This is a genomic window from Rhizobium yanglingense, assembly GCF_977109285.1.
Genome location: NZ_CDSAWY010000004.1, coordinates 326,245 through 341,482, shown reverse-complemented (window position 1 = coordinate 341,482; position 15,238 = coordinate 326,245). Strand labels below are relative to the sequence as shown.

The 15,238-nt window shown below is 61.0% G+C and carries 13 protein-coding genes and 2 pseudogenes; 10 read left to right on the top strand and 5 right to left on the bottom strand.

Annotation, left to right across the window (positions count from 1 at the left end; all coding sequences use genetic code 11):
* Positions 1 to 13: 13 nt before the first annotated feature.
* Together ACW4PC_RS06615 and ACW4PC_RS06610 are read right to left on the bottom strand one after the other, a co-directional pair.
* Positions 14 to 940 carry a pseudouridine-5'-phosphate glycosidase gene (locus ACW4PC_RS06615; RefSeq protein WP_455873235.1) on the bottom strand — a complete coding sequence of 309 codons (927 nt, stop codon included), beginning with the start codon at positions 938 to 940 and terminating at the stop codon, positions 14 to 16.
* Positions 941 to 970: 30 nt separating this feature from the next.
* Positions 971 to 1,912, bottom strand: a complete 942-nt coding sequence (locus tag ACW4PC_RS06610; protein ID WP_455873234.1) for a carbohydrate kinase family protein — start codon at positions 1,910 to 1,912, stop codon at positions 971 to 973.
* 232 nt (positions 1,913 to 2,144) lie between these two features.
* Between ACW4PC_RS06610 and recA the strand changes: the two genes are divergently transcribed.
* The 3 genes from recA (at position 2,145) to ACW4PC_RS06595 (ending at position 7,042) form a co-directional block, all read left to right on the top strand.
* Positions 2,145 to 3,233: a recombinase RecA gene (recA, locus tag ACW4PC_RS06605; protein ID WP_028739637.1), complete on the top strand. Its 1,089-nt coding sequence runs from the start codon at positions 2,145 to 2,147 to the stop codon at positions 3,231 to 3,233.
* 152 nt (positions 3,234 to 3,385) lie between these two features.
* Positions 3,386 to 6,046: an alanine--tRNA ligase gene (gene alaS / locus ACW4PC_RS06600; protein WP_455873233.1), complete on the top strand. Its 2,661-nt coding sequence runs from the start codon at positions 3,386 to 3,388 to the stop codon at positions 6,044 to 6,046.
* Positions 6,047 to 6,190: 144 nt separating this feature from the next.
* Positions 6,191 to 7,042, top strand: a complete 852-nt coding sequence (locus ACW4PC_RS06595; RefSeq protein ID WP_455873232.1) for an AraC family transcriptional regulator — start codon at positions 6,191 to 6,193, stop codon at positions 7,040 to 7,042.
* A 3-nt stretch (positions 7,043 to 7,045) separates the two neighbouring features.
* Here ACW4PC_RS06595 and ACW4PC_RS06590 read toward each other — a convergent pair whose 3' ends face one another.
* From ACW4PC_RS06590 to ACW4PC_RS06580, 3 genes and pseudogenes are all read right to left on the bottom strand, one after another.
* The gene (locus ACW4PC_RS06590) at positions 7,046 to 7,666 is read right to left on the bottom strand and encodes a glutathione S-transferase family protein (RefSeq protein ID WP_455873231.1); all 621 of its coding nucleotides are present in this window, start codon (positions 7,664 to 7,666) and stop codon (positions 7,046 to 7,048) included.
* A 62-nt stretch (positions 7,667 to 7,728) separates the two neighbouring features.
* Positions 7,729 to 8,175: an N-acetyltransferase family protein gene (locus ACW4PC_RS06585; protein ID WP_455873230.1), complete on the bottom strand. Its 447-nt coding sequence runs from the start codon at positions 8,173 to 8,175 to the stop codon at positions 7,729 to 7,731.
* Between the two features lie 81 nt (positions 8,176 to 8,256).
* Positions 8,257 to 9,472 (bottom strand): annotated as a pseudogene (locus ACW4PC_RS06580) (NADP-dependent isocitrate dehydrogenase).
* Positions 9,473 to 9,664: 192 nt separating this feature from the next.
* Between ACW4PC_RS06580 and ACW4PC_RS06575 the strand changes: the two are divergent.
* The 7 genes and pseudogenes from ACW4PC_RS06575 (at position 9,665) to rpsD (ending at position 15,238) form a co-directional block, all read left to right on the top strand.
* Positions 9,665 to 10,189 (top strand): hypothetical protein, encoded by a 525-nt coding sequence (locus ACW4PC_RS06575; protein WP_455873229.1) that lies wholly within the window; start codon positions 9,665 to 9,667, stop codon positions 10,187 to 10,189.
* A gap of 112 nt (positions 10,190 to 10,301) precedes the next feature.
* The gene (locus ACW4PC_RS06570) at positions 10,302 to 11,132 is read left to right on the top strand and encodes an RNA methyltransferase (RefSeq protein WP_074070284.1); all 831 of its coding nucleotides are present in this window, start codon (positions 10,302 to 10,304) and stop codon (positions 11,130 to 11,132) included.
* On the top strand, positions 11,113 to 11,916 hold the full coding sequence (gene murI / locus ACW4PC_RS06565) for a glutamate racemase (RefSeq protein ID WP_455873228.1): 804 nt from the start codon (positions 11,113 to 11,115) through the stop codon (positions 11,914 to 11,916). The genes ACW4PC_RS06570 and murI overlap by 20 nt, the downstream gene beginning before the upstream one ends.
* Positions 11,917 to 11,983: 67 nt before the next feature.
* Positions 11,984 to 12,310 (top strand): MmcQ/YjbR family DNA-binding protein, encoded by a 327-nt coding sequence (locus tag ACW4PC_RS06560; protein ID WP_455873227.1) that lies wholly within the window; start codon positions 11,984 to 11,986, stop codon positions 12,308 to 12,310.
* Positions 12,311 to 12,460: 150 nt separating this feature from the next.
* Positions 12,461 to 13,970, top strand: a pseudogene (locus tag ACW4PC_RS06555) (helicase HerA domain-containing protein).
* The gene (locus ACW4PC_RS06550) at positions 13,936 to 14,133 is read left to right on the top strand and encodes a hypothetical protein (protein WP_455873226.1); all 198 of its coding nucleotides are present in this window, start codon (positions 13,936 to 13,938) and stop codon (positions 14,131 to 14,133) included. The pseudogene ACW4PC_RS06555 and the gene ACW4PC_RS06550 overlap by 35 nt, the downstream one beginning before the upstream one ends.
* Before the next feature lie 487 nt (positions 14,134 to 14,620).
* Positions 14,621 to 15,238: a 30S ribosomal protein S4 gene (rpsD, locus tag ACW4PC_RS06545; protein ID WP_022715225.1), complete on the top strand. Its 618-nt coding sequence runs from the start codon at positions 14,621 to 14,623 to the stop codon at positions 15,236 to 15,238.

Genomic DNA, 15,238 nt, shown 5'->3' with positions numbered 1-15,238 from the left:
TCCCGTCAAAATCTCAATCGTCGAGCGCCACGGCAATTTCTGCCGCCAGGCGGGCATTGTTCTCGACGAGCGCGATATTTGTCTGCAGGCTCCTTCCGTCGGTCAGATCGAATATCGTGCTGAGAAGATAAGGTGTCACGGTCTTGCCGCTGATTTCGTCGCGTTCGGCGCTGTCGAGTGCGCGCTCGATATAGATCTCCATCTCCTCGCGCGGAATTTCATCTTCTTCCGGAACCGGATTGGCGATCAGCATGCCGCCCTCGATGCCAAGCTGTTCTCGGGTGATCTGGAAATTGGCGATGGCGGCCGGGCTGTTCAACGTTAGCGGGCTGCGCAGGCCCGAGGAACGGGACCAGAAGGCCGGGAACTCGGCACTCTCGTAGGTGACGACAGGAACGCCGCCGGTCTCCAGCACTTCCAGCGTCTTTGGGATATCGAGGATCGCCTTTGCGCCGGCGCAGACGACGATGACGCCGGTGCGGGCAAGCTCCTGCAGGTCGGCCGAGATGTCGAAGCTCTCTTCGGCACCGCGATGCACGCCGCCGATGCCGCCGGTCGCAAAGACCTTGATGCCGGCACGGGCAGCGGCGATCATCGTGGCAGCTACCGTCGTGGCACCGGTGCGCCGCTCGGCGATCGCGAAGGCGAGATCGGCGCGCGAGACTTTCATCACGTCCTTTTCCTTCGCGAGTTTCTCAAGCTCTTCCGGCTCCAAGCCGATATGCAGGACGCCGTGAATGACGGCAATCGTTGCCGGAACGGCACCCTGCTCACGGATAATCGCCTCGACACTGCGCGCCATTTCGATATTGCCGGGGTAGGGCATGCCGTGAGTGATGATCGTCGATTCAAGCGCCACCAGCGGCGCGCCGCGCTGCTTTGCAGCGGCAACCTCCTTGGAATAGGAGACCGGCAGGAGGGGGGAGATCGGTTTCGTCATTGTCTCTTCCGTTTCATCGATGTTGCCGCTTCAATGCAGAATTCTGGCACGCTGAACAAGGGCAAGGGTTTCCGCAAGCAGTTCCGCGGAGAGTTTTTCGTTGACGGCATAGGGCGACTGGACCGTGAGTGCAGCAGCGGCCACGCCGTGCCGCAGGGCTTCCTCGAGCGGCAGACCCTGCATCAAGGCAAAGAGGATGCCGGCTGCGAGCGAATCTCCAGCGCCCGTTACGTCGGCGATGGTCTCGACCGACGGCGGCTGCAGGCAGAAGGTGCCACCCTTGCCGAAGGCGATCAGTTCGCGCTGCCCGCGCGTAATGACGCCGCTCTTCAGGCCGATATCACCGAGCAGTGACACCCAATCCTCCGGCTTGTCGGGGCATTGGCCGGTCAGGGCTGCGGCCTCCGCCTCGTTGAGGAAGAGATGGTCGATGCCGCAGATGCAGGGCTTGAGCTTGACCACCTTTGCCGGCGATATGGCAATCGCGGCCACGGGTACGCCGAGCGAATTGGCGCGGCTGACGATCGCCGCGATCGTCTCTTCCGGCAGGTTCGCATCGAAAAGGATGAGGTCGTTTGCGGCAAAGGCTTCGCGCACCCAGCGAATCGCCAGCCGACGCGGGACGAAGTAACGGTAAAGCTCCATGTCCGCGAGCGCGATCACCAGGTTGCCGTCCCGCTCCAGAATGGCCGTGTAGCTCGGTGTCTTGCGATCGAGAAATACGAACGGCCGGTCGTTGATGCCGGCTGCATAAGCCGCCTCCGTCACCATCTCGCCCGCCGGATCGCCTCCGCGCGGCGCGATCATGGTGACCTCCACGCCGAGCCGTGCAAGGTTTCTCGCAGCGTTGAAGCCGCCGCCGCCCGGTTCCTCGAACCAAGCGCCCGGGTTGCTGGCGCCTGGCGCCGTCTCGCCGGAAATGCGCCCGCGCCGATCGATATGTGCGCCGCCGAGAACGAGGATTCTTTTCATCGCCCTGAATGCTCCCAGCCGATGGAGGAAACGAATCGTAGCAGGGCGCCGGATGCGGCAGCCTTGGCGTGACGCCTCCTAAGGCGTTGCTTTGCATTGATAAAACATATATAGAACACGGGCTGTTTTACCTTTTTCTTTCAATTGTTTGGGCACCTATTGCGCGGCTGGAACAAATAGAGTACAAACCAGACATTGCTCAAGCGGCTTCAATAACCTAAAGGTGGATCGGATGTCTCAAAATTCATTGCGGCTCGTAGAGGACAAATCGGTGGACAAAAGCAAGGCGCTTGAAGCGGCACTCTCACAGATTGAGCGGTCGTTCGGCAAGGGCTCGATCATGAAACTCGGCTCCAACGAGAATGTTGTCGAGATCGAAACTATTTCGACCGGTTCCCTCAGCCTCGATATCGCGCTCGGTATCGGCGGTTTGCCCAAGGGCCGCATCATCGAGATCTACGGACCGGAAAGCTCCGGCAAGACGACGCTTGCGTTGCAGACGATCGCCGAAGCGCAGAAAAAGGGCGGCATCTGCGCATTCGTCGATGCAGAACATGCGCTCGATCCGGTCTATGCCCGCAAGCTCGGCGTCGATCTCCAGAACCTCCTGATCTCGCAGCCGGATACCGGCGAGCAGGCGCTCGAAATCACCGATACGCTGGTGCGCTCCGGCGCCGTCGACGTTCTCGTCGTCGACTCCGTTGCAGCGCTGACACCGCGCGCCGAAATCGAGGGCGAGATGGGCGACAGCCTTCCGGGCCTACAGGCGCGCCTGATGAGCCAGGCGCTGCGCAAGCTCACGGCGTCGATCTCCAAGTCGAACACCATGGTCATCTTCATCAACCAGATCCGCATGAAGATCGGCGTCATGTTCGGCTCGCCCGAAACGACGACGGGTGGCAACGCGCTGAAGTTCTATGCCTCCGTCCGGCTCGACATCCGCCGTATCGGCGCGGTCAAGGAGCGCGAAGAGGTTGTCGGCAACCAGACCCGCGTCAAGGTTGTCAAGAACAAGATGGCGCCTCCCTTCAAGCAGGTGGAATTCGATATCATGTATGGCGAGGGTGTCTCGAAGACTGGCGAACTGATCGATCTCGGCGTCAAGGCCGGCATCGTCGAGAAGTCCGGTGCCTGGTTCTCTTATAACAGCCAGCGCCTCGGCCAGGGCCGCGAGAATGCCAAGCTCTTCATCCGCGACAACCCGGATCTCGGCCGCGAGATCGAGATGGCGCTTCGGCAGAATGCGGGGCTGATTGCTGACCGCTTCCTGCAGAATGGCGGGCCGGACGCCAACGATGGCGATACAGACACGGATATGTAATTGCAACTTCAGTTTTGATGTATCGAAACCGGCCGCATTCCTTGATCAGAATGCGGCCGGTTCTCTTTGTCTGCTGGACAGTGGTTAATGCGGACGATAAAAGCCACTGGATTTTCGTTTGACCTGCCTTGGGCAGCATTGAAGGGCATAGCATGAGCGGCGTGAATGATATCCGGTCGACCTTCCTCGACTATTTCAAGACGAACGGCCACGAGATCGTGCCGTCGAGCCCGCTCGTGCCGCGCAACGACCCGACGCTGATGTTCACCAATGCCGGCATGGTACAGTTCAAGAACGTCTTTACGGGCCTGGAACAGCGCCCCTACAGGACGGCATCGACGGCGCAGAAATGCGTCCGCGCCGGCGGCAAGCACAATGACCTCGACAATGTCGGCTATACCGCGCGCCACCATACCTTTTTCGAGATGCTCGGCAATTTCTCCTTCGGCGATTATTTCAAGGAACGGGCGATCGAGCTTGCCTGGAACCTGATCACCAAGGAATTCGGTCTCGACGCCAAGCGCCTGCTGGTGACCGTCTATCACACGGACGACGAAGCCTTTAACCTCTGGAAGAAGATCGCCGGGCTTGCGGACGAAAAGATCATCCGCATTCCGACCAGCGATAATTTCTGGGCGATGGGCGATACCGGCCCGTGCGGTCCCTGTTCGGAGATCTTCTACGATCACGGCGATCAAATCTGGGGCGGCCCCCCCGGCTCTCCGGAGGAAGACGGCGACCGCTTCATCGAGATCTGGAACCTCGTCTTCATGCAATATGAGCAGTTGACGAAGGAAGAGCGCGTCGACCTTCCGCGTCCCTCGATCGATACCGGCATGGGACTTGAGCGCGTGGCGGCCGTGCTGCAGGGCAAGCACGACAATTACGATATCGATCTGTTTCGCGCGCTGATCGAAGCTTCGGAGGAGGCAACGGGCGTCAGGGCCGAGGGTGAGCGCCGGGCGAGCCACCGCGTCATCGCCGACCATCTGCGCTCCTCCGCATTCCTCATTGCCGATGGCGTGCTGCCGTCGAATGAAGGCCGCGGCTACGTGCTGCGCCGCATCATGCGCCGGGCCATGCGCCATGCTGAGCTCCTGGGTGCCAAGGAACCGCTGATCTGGAAGCTGCTGCCGGCGCTCGTCCAGCAGATGGGCCGCGCCTATCCGGAACTCGCACGCGCCGAAGCACTGATCTCGGAGACGCTGAAGCTCGAGGAAACCCGTTTCCGCAAGACGCTGGAGCGCGGCCTGTCGCTGCTTTCCGACGCGACGACGACGCTCGGCAAGGGCGATATGCTCGACGGCGAGACGGCATTCAAGCTCTATGACACCTACGGCTTCCCGCTCGACCTGACGCAAGATGCGCTGCGGGCCCGCGAAATCGGCGTCGATCTCGCCGGCTTTACCGATGCGATGGAGCGTCAGAAGGCCGAAGCCCGCTCGCATTGGGCCGGCTCGGGCGACAAGGCGACCGAGACCATCTGGTTCGAACTCAAGGAGAAGCATGGCGCGACCGAATTCCTGGGCTACGACACGGAGACCGCCGAAGGCGTCGTCCAGGCGATCGTCAGGGACGGCGCCGCCGTCGCATCCGCCTCGGCCGGCGACAAGGTGCAGATCGTCGTCAACCAGACGCCGTTCTACGGTGAATCCGGCGGCCAGATGGGCGACACGGGCATCATCAGCTCGGACCATGCGAAAGTGGAGATTACCGATACGCAGAAGAAGGGCGAAGGCTTGTTCGTGCATTCAGGGACTGTCGTCGAAGGTTCGCTGAAGGCCGACGAGGCCGTCGCGCTGACCGTCGATCATGCCCGCCGGTCGCGCCTGCGCGCCAATCACTCGGCAACGCACTTGCTGCATGAGGCGCTGCGCGAAGTGCTGGGTACGCATGTGGCGCAGAAGGGTTCGCTGGTCGCGCCCGAACGGCTGCGTTTCGATGTTTCGCATCCGAAGCCGATGTCCGCCGAAGAGCTCAAGGTCGTTGAGGATATGGCAAACGAGATCGTGCTGCAGAACGCGCCGGTAACGACGCGGCTGATGAGCGTGGACGACGCGATTGCCGAAGGTGCGATGGCGCTGTTCGGCGAGAAGTACGGCGATGAAGTGCGCGTCGTCGCTATGGGGCAGGGCGTGCGCGGCACGAAGGCCGGCAAGCCTTATTCGATCGAACTCTGCGGCGGCACGCATGTCGCCGCGACCGGTCAGATCGGGCTTGTGCGCATCCTTAGCGAAAGTGCCGTCGGCGCGGGTGTCCGTCGCATCGAGGCGGTCACCGGTGAGAACGCCCGCGAATATCTGGCCGAACAGGACGAGCGCGTGAAAACGCTTGCTTCGTCGCTGAAGGTTCAGCCTGCCGACGTGCTTTCGCGCGTCGAAGCGTTGATGGACGAGCGCCGCAAGCTCGAGCGGGAACTCGCCGATGCCAAGCGCAAGCTTGCCATGGGCGGCGGGCAGGGCGGCTCGACGGACGCGGCGCGTGAGGTTGCCGGCGTAAAATTCCTCGGAAAGGCGGTCACCGGCGTCGATCCGAAGGATCTCAAGGGGCTTGCCGACGATGGCAAAACAAGCATCGGTTCGGGCGTGGTGACGCTGATCGGCGTTTCTGACGACGGCAAGGCAAGCGCAGTCGTTGCCGTAACGCCGGACCTGACGGCGCGGTTCAGCGCCGTCGATCTTGTGCGGGTCGCATCTGCTGCCCTTGGCGGCAAGGGCGGCGGCGGCCGGCCGGACATGGCACAGGCGGGCGGCCCCGACGGCTCCAAGGCCGACGAGGCGATCGAGGCGGTGGCGGCAGCACTTGCTGGCTGATCTCATTTGCCGGTGAGGTTTGAAAGGCGGGGGCTAGTCCTCCGCCTTTGTGTGCGTGCCCCCGTGATCGGCACGAAATTCCGCAGGATTTGTCAAATCGGGTTATGGTTTTCTGGAGCCGATCGATTTGTACGAGGCTTTGACATGAACGGCGAAACGGCATGGGCACTTTATGAAAACCGCCTGCGGCGAGTTTCGGCCTATATCCACGATCATCTTGACGAGGATCTGGATATGGAGCGCCTTGCCGAAATCGCCTGCATGTCGAGCTATCACTGGCACAAGATTTATCGCGCGATTTACGGCGAGACGCTGGCGGCGACCGTCAAGCGGCTGCGGCTGCATCGCGCGGCGGGCGATATCGTCTGCACGGATCTCACTGTCGGCGAGATTGCGAAGCGATCAGGCTATCCCAATCTCCAATCCTTTAACCGCATCTTCAAGTCTGTGTACGGCATGCCGCCGGCGCGCTACCGGAAAGAGGGAAGCCATAAAACCTTTGAACCCTCACCTAACGGAAAGACAGCGGCCATGTTTGACATAACCTTACGCAAGATAGTGCCGATCGAATTGATCGGCGTTGTCCATACAGGCTCCTATATGCAGATCGGCAAGGCGTTCGAGACGCTCTTCGGCGCGCTCCATGCCCGCGGCCTGGCAGAACCGCAGATGCGGATGATCGGCGTCTATTTCGACGATCCGGAAATCGTGCCGGCGGAAAAGCTGCGCTCCATCGCCTGTGTGACTGGCGGGTCAGGCGTTCCGATAGAACCGCCTTTCGAACGGCGGACGATCGATGGCGGCGAATATGCCGTTCTCCGCCATAAGGGACCCTACGCCGATATGCACAAGGCCTATCAATGGCTCTACGCGGAATGGCTTCCGAAATCCGGCAGGCAGATCAAGGACAGCGTGATGTTCGAGGAATATCTCAACAATCCCCGCGACGTTCCGCCGACCGAATTGCTGACGGATATCTACATGCCGCTCGCATGAAGCCTATTGCATCTGCTTCATGACTTCATCGTCCAGCGCGGTGGCTCGCCTGTAGCCTTCGCGGTTGGTCACGCGGCCAAGATAATCCGCAAAGGCCTGGCGATTTTCGAACGTGCCGAAGCCCATCCCCCAGCCGATATGCGAACCGACGTAGACATCGGCGGCCGTGAAGCGGTCGCCGGCTATATAGGGCGAGGCGCTGACAGCTTTTTCGAGCGTATCCATGACGTCGCTGAAGCTGCCGTAACCAGCCATCCTGCTTTTTTCGGCGGGCGTCACAAAGCCGAGTGCACGGTTCGTGGCAGCGGCTTCAAGTGGTCCGGCGGCGAAGAACATCCATCGGTAATAGCTGCCGCGTTCATTCGGTCTTGGAGCGAGCTCCTTTTCCGGAAAGGTATCGGCGAGATAGGCGCAGATCGCGGCGCATTCCGTGACGACCGTCTCGCCATGCCGGATCGCCGGCACCTTACCCATCGGGTTCACGGTCAGGTATTCCGGCGCCTTCATCGTGCCGCCGAAGGTCATGATTTCCGTGCGGTAGGGAACGCCGGTCTCCTCCAGCATCCAGCGAGCGATGCGGCCGCGCGACATCGGGTTCGTATAGAATACGAGTTCTTCCGCCATGTTCTCCTCCTCCTGTTCTTAATTCCGGTTTAGCGTGCGCCCAAGCAAAATCAAGCCTCCGATCAAAGCGCCTTGCGGTACTGGATGAAGCCGGAGCGTTCGGCGATCTGGTCGTAGAGGCGCCGCGCCGTCGCATTGGTCTCATGTGTCATCCAGTAGAGGCGTCCGGCGCCATTTCTGCGCGCAAGGTCGGCAACGGCCTCGATCAAGGCCGCTCCAGTTCCAAGGCCGCGCTGGTCGGCTTCGACATAGAGGTCCTGAAGATAGCAGGTCCATTGCGGCAGCCAGCAGGAGCGGTGGAAGATGGCATGCACGATGCCGGTGAGGCGGCCATCGCCATCGAAGGCGCCCAGCGCGTACATCTCTTCCGCCCGGTCGTGGAAGCGGCTCCAGGTCAGGTCGGTGGTTTCCAGCGGAATAACGACTTCGTAGAAGCGCTGGTAGGCGGCCCACAGAGGCTCCCAGGCGGCGCGGTCAGACGGCTGCAGCGGGCGGATGGTCGTGGTCATTCTGGTGCTCCCCATTCTGTCGCTGAAATGAAAACGGCGGGAAGAACCCGCCGTTACGTTGTTCGATGTCCTCCGGGTGCCTCAGGCGCCCATGGCTTTCTGCAGGTTGGAGTCGATCTTGTCGAGGAAGGCAGTGGTTGAAAGCCACGGCTGGTCGGGGCCGATCAGCAGTGCCAGGTCCTTGGTCATGAAACCGGCTTCGACGGTGTCGACACAGACCTTTTCCAGCGTTGAGGCGAAGCGGGCGAGCTCGGCATTGTCGTCGAGCTTGGCGCGGTGCGCGAGGCCGCGGGTCCAGGCGAAGATCGAGGCGATCGAGTTCGTCGAGGTCTCCTGGCCCTTCTGGTGCTGGCGGTAGTGGCGGGTGACCGTGCCGTGTGCGGCTTCGGCTTCGACCGTCTTGCCGTCCGGCGTGAGCAGAACCGAGGTCATCAGGCCGAGCGAACCGAAGCCCTGGGCAACGGTGTCGGACTGGACGTCGCCGTCATAGTTCTTGCACGCCCAGACGTAGCCACCGGACCACTTCAGCGCCGAAGCGACCATGTCGTCGATCAGGCGGTGCTCGTAGGTGATGCCGGCTTCCTTGAACTGATCCTTGAACTCGGTCTCGTAGACTTCCTCGAAGATATCCTTGAAGCGGCCGTCATAGGCCTTGAGGATGGTGTTCTTCGTCGAGAGGTAGACCGGCCACTTGCGCATCAGGCCGTACATCATCGAGGCGCGAGCGAATTCGCGGATCGATTCATCGAGGTTGTACATGGCCATGGCAACGCCGGCACCCGGCGCGTTGAAGACTTCCTTCTCGATGACCTGGCCGTCTTCGCCGACGAACTTGATGGTGAGCTTGCCCTTGCCCGGGAACTTGAAGTCGGTTGCGCGGTACTGGTCGCCGAAGGCGTGACGGCCGACGACGATCGGCTTGGTCCAGCCCGGAACGAGGCGCGGAACGTTCTTGCAGATGATCGGTTCGCGGAAGATGACGCCGCCCAGGATGTTGCGGATCGTGCCGTTCGGGCTCTTCCACATTTCCTTGAGGCTGAATTCCTTCGACGCGGGCTTCGTCCGGCGTGATCGTCGCGCACTTGATGCCGACGCCGTATTTCTTGATGGCGTTGGCGGCGTCCACCGTGACCTGGTCGCTGGTCGCGTCGCGGTTTTCGACCGAGAGATCGTAGTAGTCGATGTCGAGGTCGAGATACGGATGGATCAGCTTGTCCTTGATGAGCTGCCAAATGATGCGAGTCATTTCATCGCCGTCGAGATCGGCGACGGGATTGGCGACCTTGATCTTCTTCATGTATCTGCCTCGTAAGCTGGGTGGGGACGCATGTCCCGGGTGGGTGACGAAAAAATCCCGAGCGCTATAGCATTGCGAGCCAGGAACGCAAAGCCGCAAGCGCCGTTCAAAGCGTATTTTGGCGTGCGTTTGCCAAGTCTGAAGATTCGGCTAGTGTCCGTCGCTATTGCCTTTCAAACCGGATATTTCATCATGAAGACAATCGCCCTTCTGTTTCTCGCCTTCGCTGGTCTTCCTGCCGTCTGCGATGGAGCGGAGGTTCCGGCGCCGGTGCAGGAAATCATGGATGCGACCGTCAAGAACTGGTCGGGCAACGACACCGAATGGATCGACATCTTCAGCCCTGGAAAGCTCGACAAACTCTACAGCAAGGATTTTGTCGCGAAATATCACGAGGCTGAGAAGCACCCGGCGATGGAGGACGGCATCTCGCCCTTCGACTACGACGTGATCGTCAACGCACAAGACGCATGCCCGCTCCAAGACCTGACGCTGACACCCCAGGCGGCTGCCGACGGCAAGGAGGAGGTCGTCGTCAGCTTCCGCAAGATGGCCTGCGGCGATGGACCGGAGGCGCAGACGATCTCGACCGTGCGTTTCGAGATGGTCACTGATGGCGGCAAGCCACTGATCGACGACATCATGATGGAGAGTGCCGAGACAAAGGAAATGCGCTCGCTGAAGGCGGAAATGGTTGCCATCGCCAAGGGTGAGTGAAGGCGACGTCCGATTTGATCGGCGGCACCCCGAACTGGTCTATCCTCAGGCATGGGCCTTGCCGTTTCGGTTGTGCAAAGCTATTCCCCGCATGAAAGCAAGGACGGCATTCATGGCAGGCACCAACAGCGAGCGTAAACTTTTGGCCGAAGGACCGGTCATCATTCTGGTCGAGCCGCAGATGGGCGAGAACATCGGCATGGTGGCGCGAGCGATGGCGAATTTCGGCCTTGCCGAATTGCGCCTCGTCAATCCGCGCGACGGTTGGCCGAACGAGAAGGCACAGGCCGCCGCCTCGAAAGCCGATCACGTCATCGAAGGCACTAAGGTTTTCGAGACGCTGGAGCAGGCGGTCGCCGACCTCAATTTCGTCTATGCGACGACGGCGCGCGAACGCGATGGCTTCAAGCCGGTGCGTTCCCCGGTGGTAGCCGCAGAAACGCTGCGGGCGAAATTCCGCTCGGGCGAGGGCACGGGCATCCTTTTCGGCCGTGAACGCTGGGGCCTGACCAACGAGGAAGTGGCGCTCGCCGACGAGATCGTGACCTTCCCGGTCAATCCCGCCTTTGCCTCGCTGAACATCGCGCAGGCTGTGCTTTTGATGTCCTACGAGTGGATGAAATCCGGCATGGAGGATACAGGTACCGTGCCGTTCCAGGCGACGTCGCAGACGCAATCGACGAAGGAGCAGCTCTTCGGCCTTTTCGACCAGTTGGAAGAGGCGCTAGAGGCACGCAATTATTTCCATCCTGCCGGGAAAAAGCCGAAAATGGTGGACAATCTGCGTGCAGTCCTTTCTCGCCGCGCCTTCACGGAACAGGAAATCAGCGTGCTGCGCGGTGTAATATCCTCCCTTGACCGCTTCTCGCGCAAGTATCCGCGCGGAAGCCGGCCGCCTGCAGACGCCAAGGAACAGCCAAAAGATGACATCAGCGGCGAATGAGCTGAAACCGGTCTTGATCTTCGATTCCGGTATCGGTGGGCTGACTGTGCTCCGCGAAGCCCGCGTGCTGATGCCGGAACGCGGCTTCATCTACATCGCCGACGACGCGGGATTTCCTTATGGGGGCTGGGAAGAGCAGGCGCTGAAGGAGCGTATCATCACGCTCTTTGGCAGGCTGCTCGGGGAATACGATCCGGAAGTGTGCGTCATCGCCTGCAATACCGCCTTCACGCTGGTCGGTGCCGATCTGCGCGCCGCCTTTCCGCAGAAGACGTTCGTCGGCACGGTGCCTGCGATCAAGCCCGCCGCCGAGCGGACGCGTTCCGGCCTCGTCTCCGTGCTTGCCACGCCCGGCACGGTCAAGCGCGCCTATACGCGGGATCTGATCCAATCCTTTGCGCAGCAATGCCACGTACGCCTCGTGGGCTCGGAAAACCTGGCGCGCATGGCGGAGGCCTATATCCGCGGCGACGCCGTCTCGGACGTGGCCATCATGACGGAAATCGACCAGTGCTTCGTCGAAAAGGACGGCCGCAAGACGGACATCGTCGTGCTTGCCTGCACGCATTATCCCTTCATGGCGAACCTTTTCCGGAGGCTGGCGCCATGGCCCGTGGACTGGCTTGATCCGGCGGAGGCAATCGCTCGGCGGGCGCGCAGCCTTGTACCGCAGGTGGCCGATGGCGTTCACCCCGACAATTTCGACTTTGCGGTCTTCACCTCCGGCAATCCGGATTTCGCCACAACGCGCTTGATGCAAGGCTTCGGGCTGACAGTCAGGTGACGCTTCCGGTACTCAATCGTGATAGGATACTGCGCACGATCGGATCAACCTCGAAGGTGGGCGTGCAATGGCGACGGGCGAAGACTTGCGGCGCATCGCGCTATCACTGGCGGGTACGGTCGAGGCCCCGCATTTCGATCGAAGGGCATTCAAGGTCGCGCGAATCTACGTCGCACTCGCCGCCGACGGCCGGACGGCAAACTTCAATTTCACGCCCGACGAACAGCAATTCAAATCCATGATGTTGCCGGAGGCCTTCTCGCCGGTGCCGAATGCCTGGGGCAGGCGGGGCTGGACGGCCAGCGATCTGTCGCTGCTGGGCGAGGAGGATCTCGAGAATGCATTGCGCATGGCGTGGGCGCATGCGCAGCCTGGGAAGCCGGCCCGGCGATGAACGCTCGATCGCGTAGGCGGAATATCCGCATTCGCTGTGGGTTTTGCAAACGCGTGGGCGAAATGTCCGGAAATCTTTGATAGACGGAAGCGCGCCGTTTCAGGACAATGGCGCTTCGCATCATTGAGTCTCATCTGATAGGTCATTGCATTGCAGGTTGGTATCGATATGGGAATGGCGTCAGGGAACACCCCGGCGACGCTCGATATCGAGGAGCTTCTGGCGACCCGTCTTCTCGTCCAGGGCAATTCCGGCTCCGGCAAGTCGCATCTGCTGCGACGGCTGCTTGAACAGTCCGCGCAATGGGTCCAGCAGGTCATCATCGATCCGGAAGGCGACTTCGTCACGCTCAGCGACGCGATTCGGCCATGTCGTCGTCGATGGCGAACGGACCGAGGCTGAGCTTGCGGGCATTGCCAACCGTATCCGCCAGCATCGCGTTTCCTGCGTCCTGACGCTCGAAGGTCTTGACATCGAGCAGCAGATGCGGGCTGCTGCCGCCTTTCTTAACGGTATGTTCGATGCCGATCGCGAATACTGGTACCCGGTGCTCGTCGTCGTCGACGAGGCACAGATGTTTGCCCCGTCGGTTGGTGGCGATGTTTCCGAAGACGCCCGCAAGATGTCGCTGGGCGCCATGACGAACCTGATGTGCCGCGGCCGCAAACGCGGGCTGGCGGGCGTGATCGCCACGCAGCGCCTCGCGAAACTTGCGAAGAACGTTGCGGCGGAAGCCTCGAACTTCCTGATGGGCCGCACCTTCCTCGACATCGACATGGCGCGTGCCGCCGACCTTCTCGGCATGGACCGGCGCCAGGCCGAAATGTTCCGCGATCTGAAGCGCGGCAACTTCGTGGCCCTCGGTCCGGCGCTGTCTCGCCGTCCGCTGCCGATCCAGATCGGTACCGTGGAAACCTCAGCGCGCTCGTCGAGCCCGAAGCTGATGCCGTTGCCGGATGCGCCGCGGGATGTCGAGGATCTGATCTTCACGCCTGACCCTGAGGAATTCCAGCGGCCAATCATGCGCCGAACGGCACCGGCGCCACGGCCGACGACGGACATCCTGGCAGAACTTTCGCGCTCCGCGCCCGCTGCGACGGCAGCGCCGGCCGAGCCGCGTACAAACCATCCGGATCTCTCCACCGAGGAGCGCGAGGAACGGCTTTCGGCCGTGCTTTTGGAAATCCTCGACGATCCGGCTTCGGGTTTCCGGACGGATTCGGTACTCTATCAGGAATTCCTGGTGCGGCTGCGCATGCGCCGCCTGCCCGGGCCGCCGATGTCGCTTCCGGAGTTCCGCCGGCACGTGGCAATCTCGCGCTCGGGCGTCGATGCCGCGACGGCCGCGACGGAAGCCTGGGCGACGGCGCTGTCGCTTTCAACCGGCGTGACCGACGATCTGCAGGGCGTGTTCCTGATGCTGGCCAAGGCCGCGGTCTGCGGCGAACCTTGCCCCTCCGACGCCCGGATAGCGCGTGCCTACGGCACGCATTCGGCTCGCCGGGCCAGGCGTCTGCTCGGCTATTTCGAGGAGCAGGGTACGATCGTCGTGCACACTGATTTCGCGGGCAAACGCATTGTGGCTTTCCCGGATATGAACTGCCAGACTGCGCCAGGCGATGCGAATGCGCCTGATGATGCGCGGCAAGCGGCGGAATGACGCACAGCTAAGCTTCAATCTGATGGAGCGTTTCGACACCGCCGATGACGGCATCGGTATCGATGCATCGGTCGAGCGTTACAAGGTAGCCGCTGTGTCGGCCGCCTATCCTAACAGAATGTATCTGTTATCTGTCGGGACGACAGTAAGGGAACCGGTCTGAAAAAGTGGCTATCCAAATACTGACCGCCTCCGGGCAAAACTCATATCTCGGATGAAATTCTAGCTCGGCTAGCATTTCCACACCATCAGCGGAGGATTCGTACAGTCAGGATACCGGGGATTGGCAATATTTCTTATGAGGCCACTTTTCTGTAATTGCACGTGTGGCCCAATCAACCTGAGAATTTTCGAGCGACCGATGTGCGGGCATTGTGATGTTCGCGATAGCGATCAACGAGCAGCTGAATAGAGCGATAAACGCGATATCCCCCAACGCGCTCCGCTGTTGACATTTTCATGACGAGCCCCTAAAGACCGCGTGAGCACCGGGCAGCAATGTCCGGTGTTTCATTTGACATGTCCCGTGGATTTGTCCTGTTCGCGTAATAGGATAGTCCTGTCGGGCTTTCGGAAGAAAGCCAAAGGAGGGCGTGTTTCCTTCGCGCGGTTTGGCAACAAACCGTCCTAACACTCTGAAAGGAAATACGATGAGCAAGCGCGAATCGTCCAAGTACAAGATTGACCGCCGTATGGGCGAAAACATCTGGGGCCGTCCTAAATCCCCGGTGAACCGCCGCGAATACGGCCCGGGCCAGCATGGTCAGCGCCGCAAGGGCAAGCTTTCCGACTTCGGTGTGCAGCTGCGCGCCAAGCAGAAGCTGAAGGGTTACTACGGTGACCTGCGCGAGAAGCAGTTCCGCGCGATCTTCGACGAAGCCAACCGCCGCAAGGGTGACACATCGGAAAACCTGATCGGTCTTCTGGAGTCCCGTCTCGACGCGATCGTCTATCGCGCCAAGTTCGTTCCGACCGTTTTCGCTGCCCGCCAGTTCGTGAACCACGGCCACGTGACCGTGAACGGCGTCCGCGTCAACATCGGTTCCTACCGTTGCAAGGCCGGCGACGTCATCGAAGTTCGCCAGAAGTCGAAGCAGCTCGTAACCGTTCTGGAATCCATCGGCCTCGCTGAGCGCGACGTTCCGGAATACATCGAAGTTGATCACAACAAGATGGTTGCGACCTTCGCACGCGTTCCTTCGCTCTCCGACGTTCCGTATCCGGTCGTCATGGAGCCGCATCTGGTGGTCGAATTCTATTCGCGTTAA

Coding starts and splice junctions, on each gene's coding strand:
- ACW4PC_RS06615 (WP_455873235.1), bottom strand. CDS start 940: ATGACGAAACCGATCTCCCCCCTCCTGCCGGTCTCCTATTCCAAGGAG.
- ACW4PC_RS06610 (WP_455873234.1), bottom strand. CDS start 1,912: ATGAAAAGAATCCTCGTTCTCGGCGGCGCACATATCGATCGGCGCGGG.
- recA (WP_028739637.1), top strand. CDS start 2,145: ATGTCTCAAAATTCATTGCGGCTCGTAGAGGACAAATCGGTGGACAAA.
- alaS (WP_455873233.1), top strand. CDS start 3,386: ATGAGCGGCGTGAATGATATCCGGTCGACCTTCCTCGACTATTTCAAG.
- ACW4PC_RS06595 (WP_455873232.1), top strand. CDS start 6,191: ATGAACGGCGAAACGGCATGGGCACTTTATGAAAACCGCCTGCGGCGA.
- ACW4PC_RS06590 (WP_455873231.1), bottom strand. CDS start 7,666: ATGGCGGAAGAACTCGTATTCTATACGAACCCGATGTCGCGCGGCCGC.
- ACW4PC_RS06585 (WP_455873230.1), bottom strand. CDS start 8,175: ATGACCACGACCATCCGCCCGCTGCAGCCGTCTGACCGCGCCGCCTGG.
- ACW4PC_RS06575 (WP_455873229.1), top strand. CDS start 9,665: ATGAAGACAATCGCCCTTCTGTTTCTCGCCTTCGCTGGTCTTCCTGCC.
- ACW4PC_RS06570 (WP_074070284.1), top strand. CDS start 10,302: ATGGCAGGCACCAACAGCGAGCGTAAACTTTTGGCCGAAGGACCGGTC.
- murI (WP_455873228.1), top strand. CDS start 11,113: ATGACATCAGCGGCGAATGAGCTGAAACCGGTCTTGATCTTCGATTCC.
- ACW4PC_RS06560 (WP_455873227.1), top strand. CDS start 11,984: ATGGCGACGGGCGAAGACTTGCGGCGCATCGCGCTATCACTGGCGGGT.
- ACW4PC_RS06550 (WP_455873226.1), top strand. CDS start 13,936: ATGCGCCTGATGATGCGCGGCAAGCGGCGGAATGACGCACAGCTAAGC.
- rpsD (WP_022715225.1), top strand. CDS start 14,621: ATGAGCAAGCGCGAATCGTCCAAGTACAAGATTGACCGCCGTATGGGC.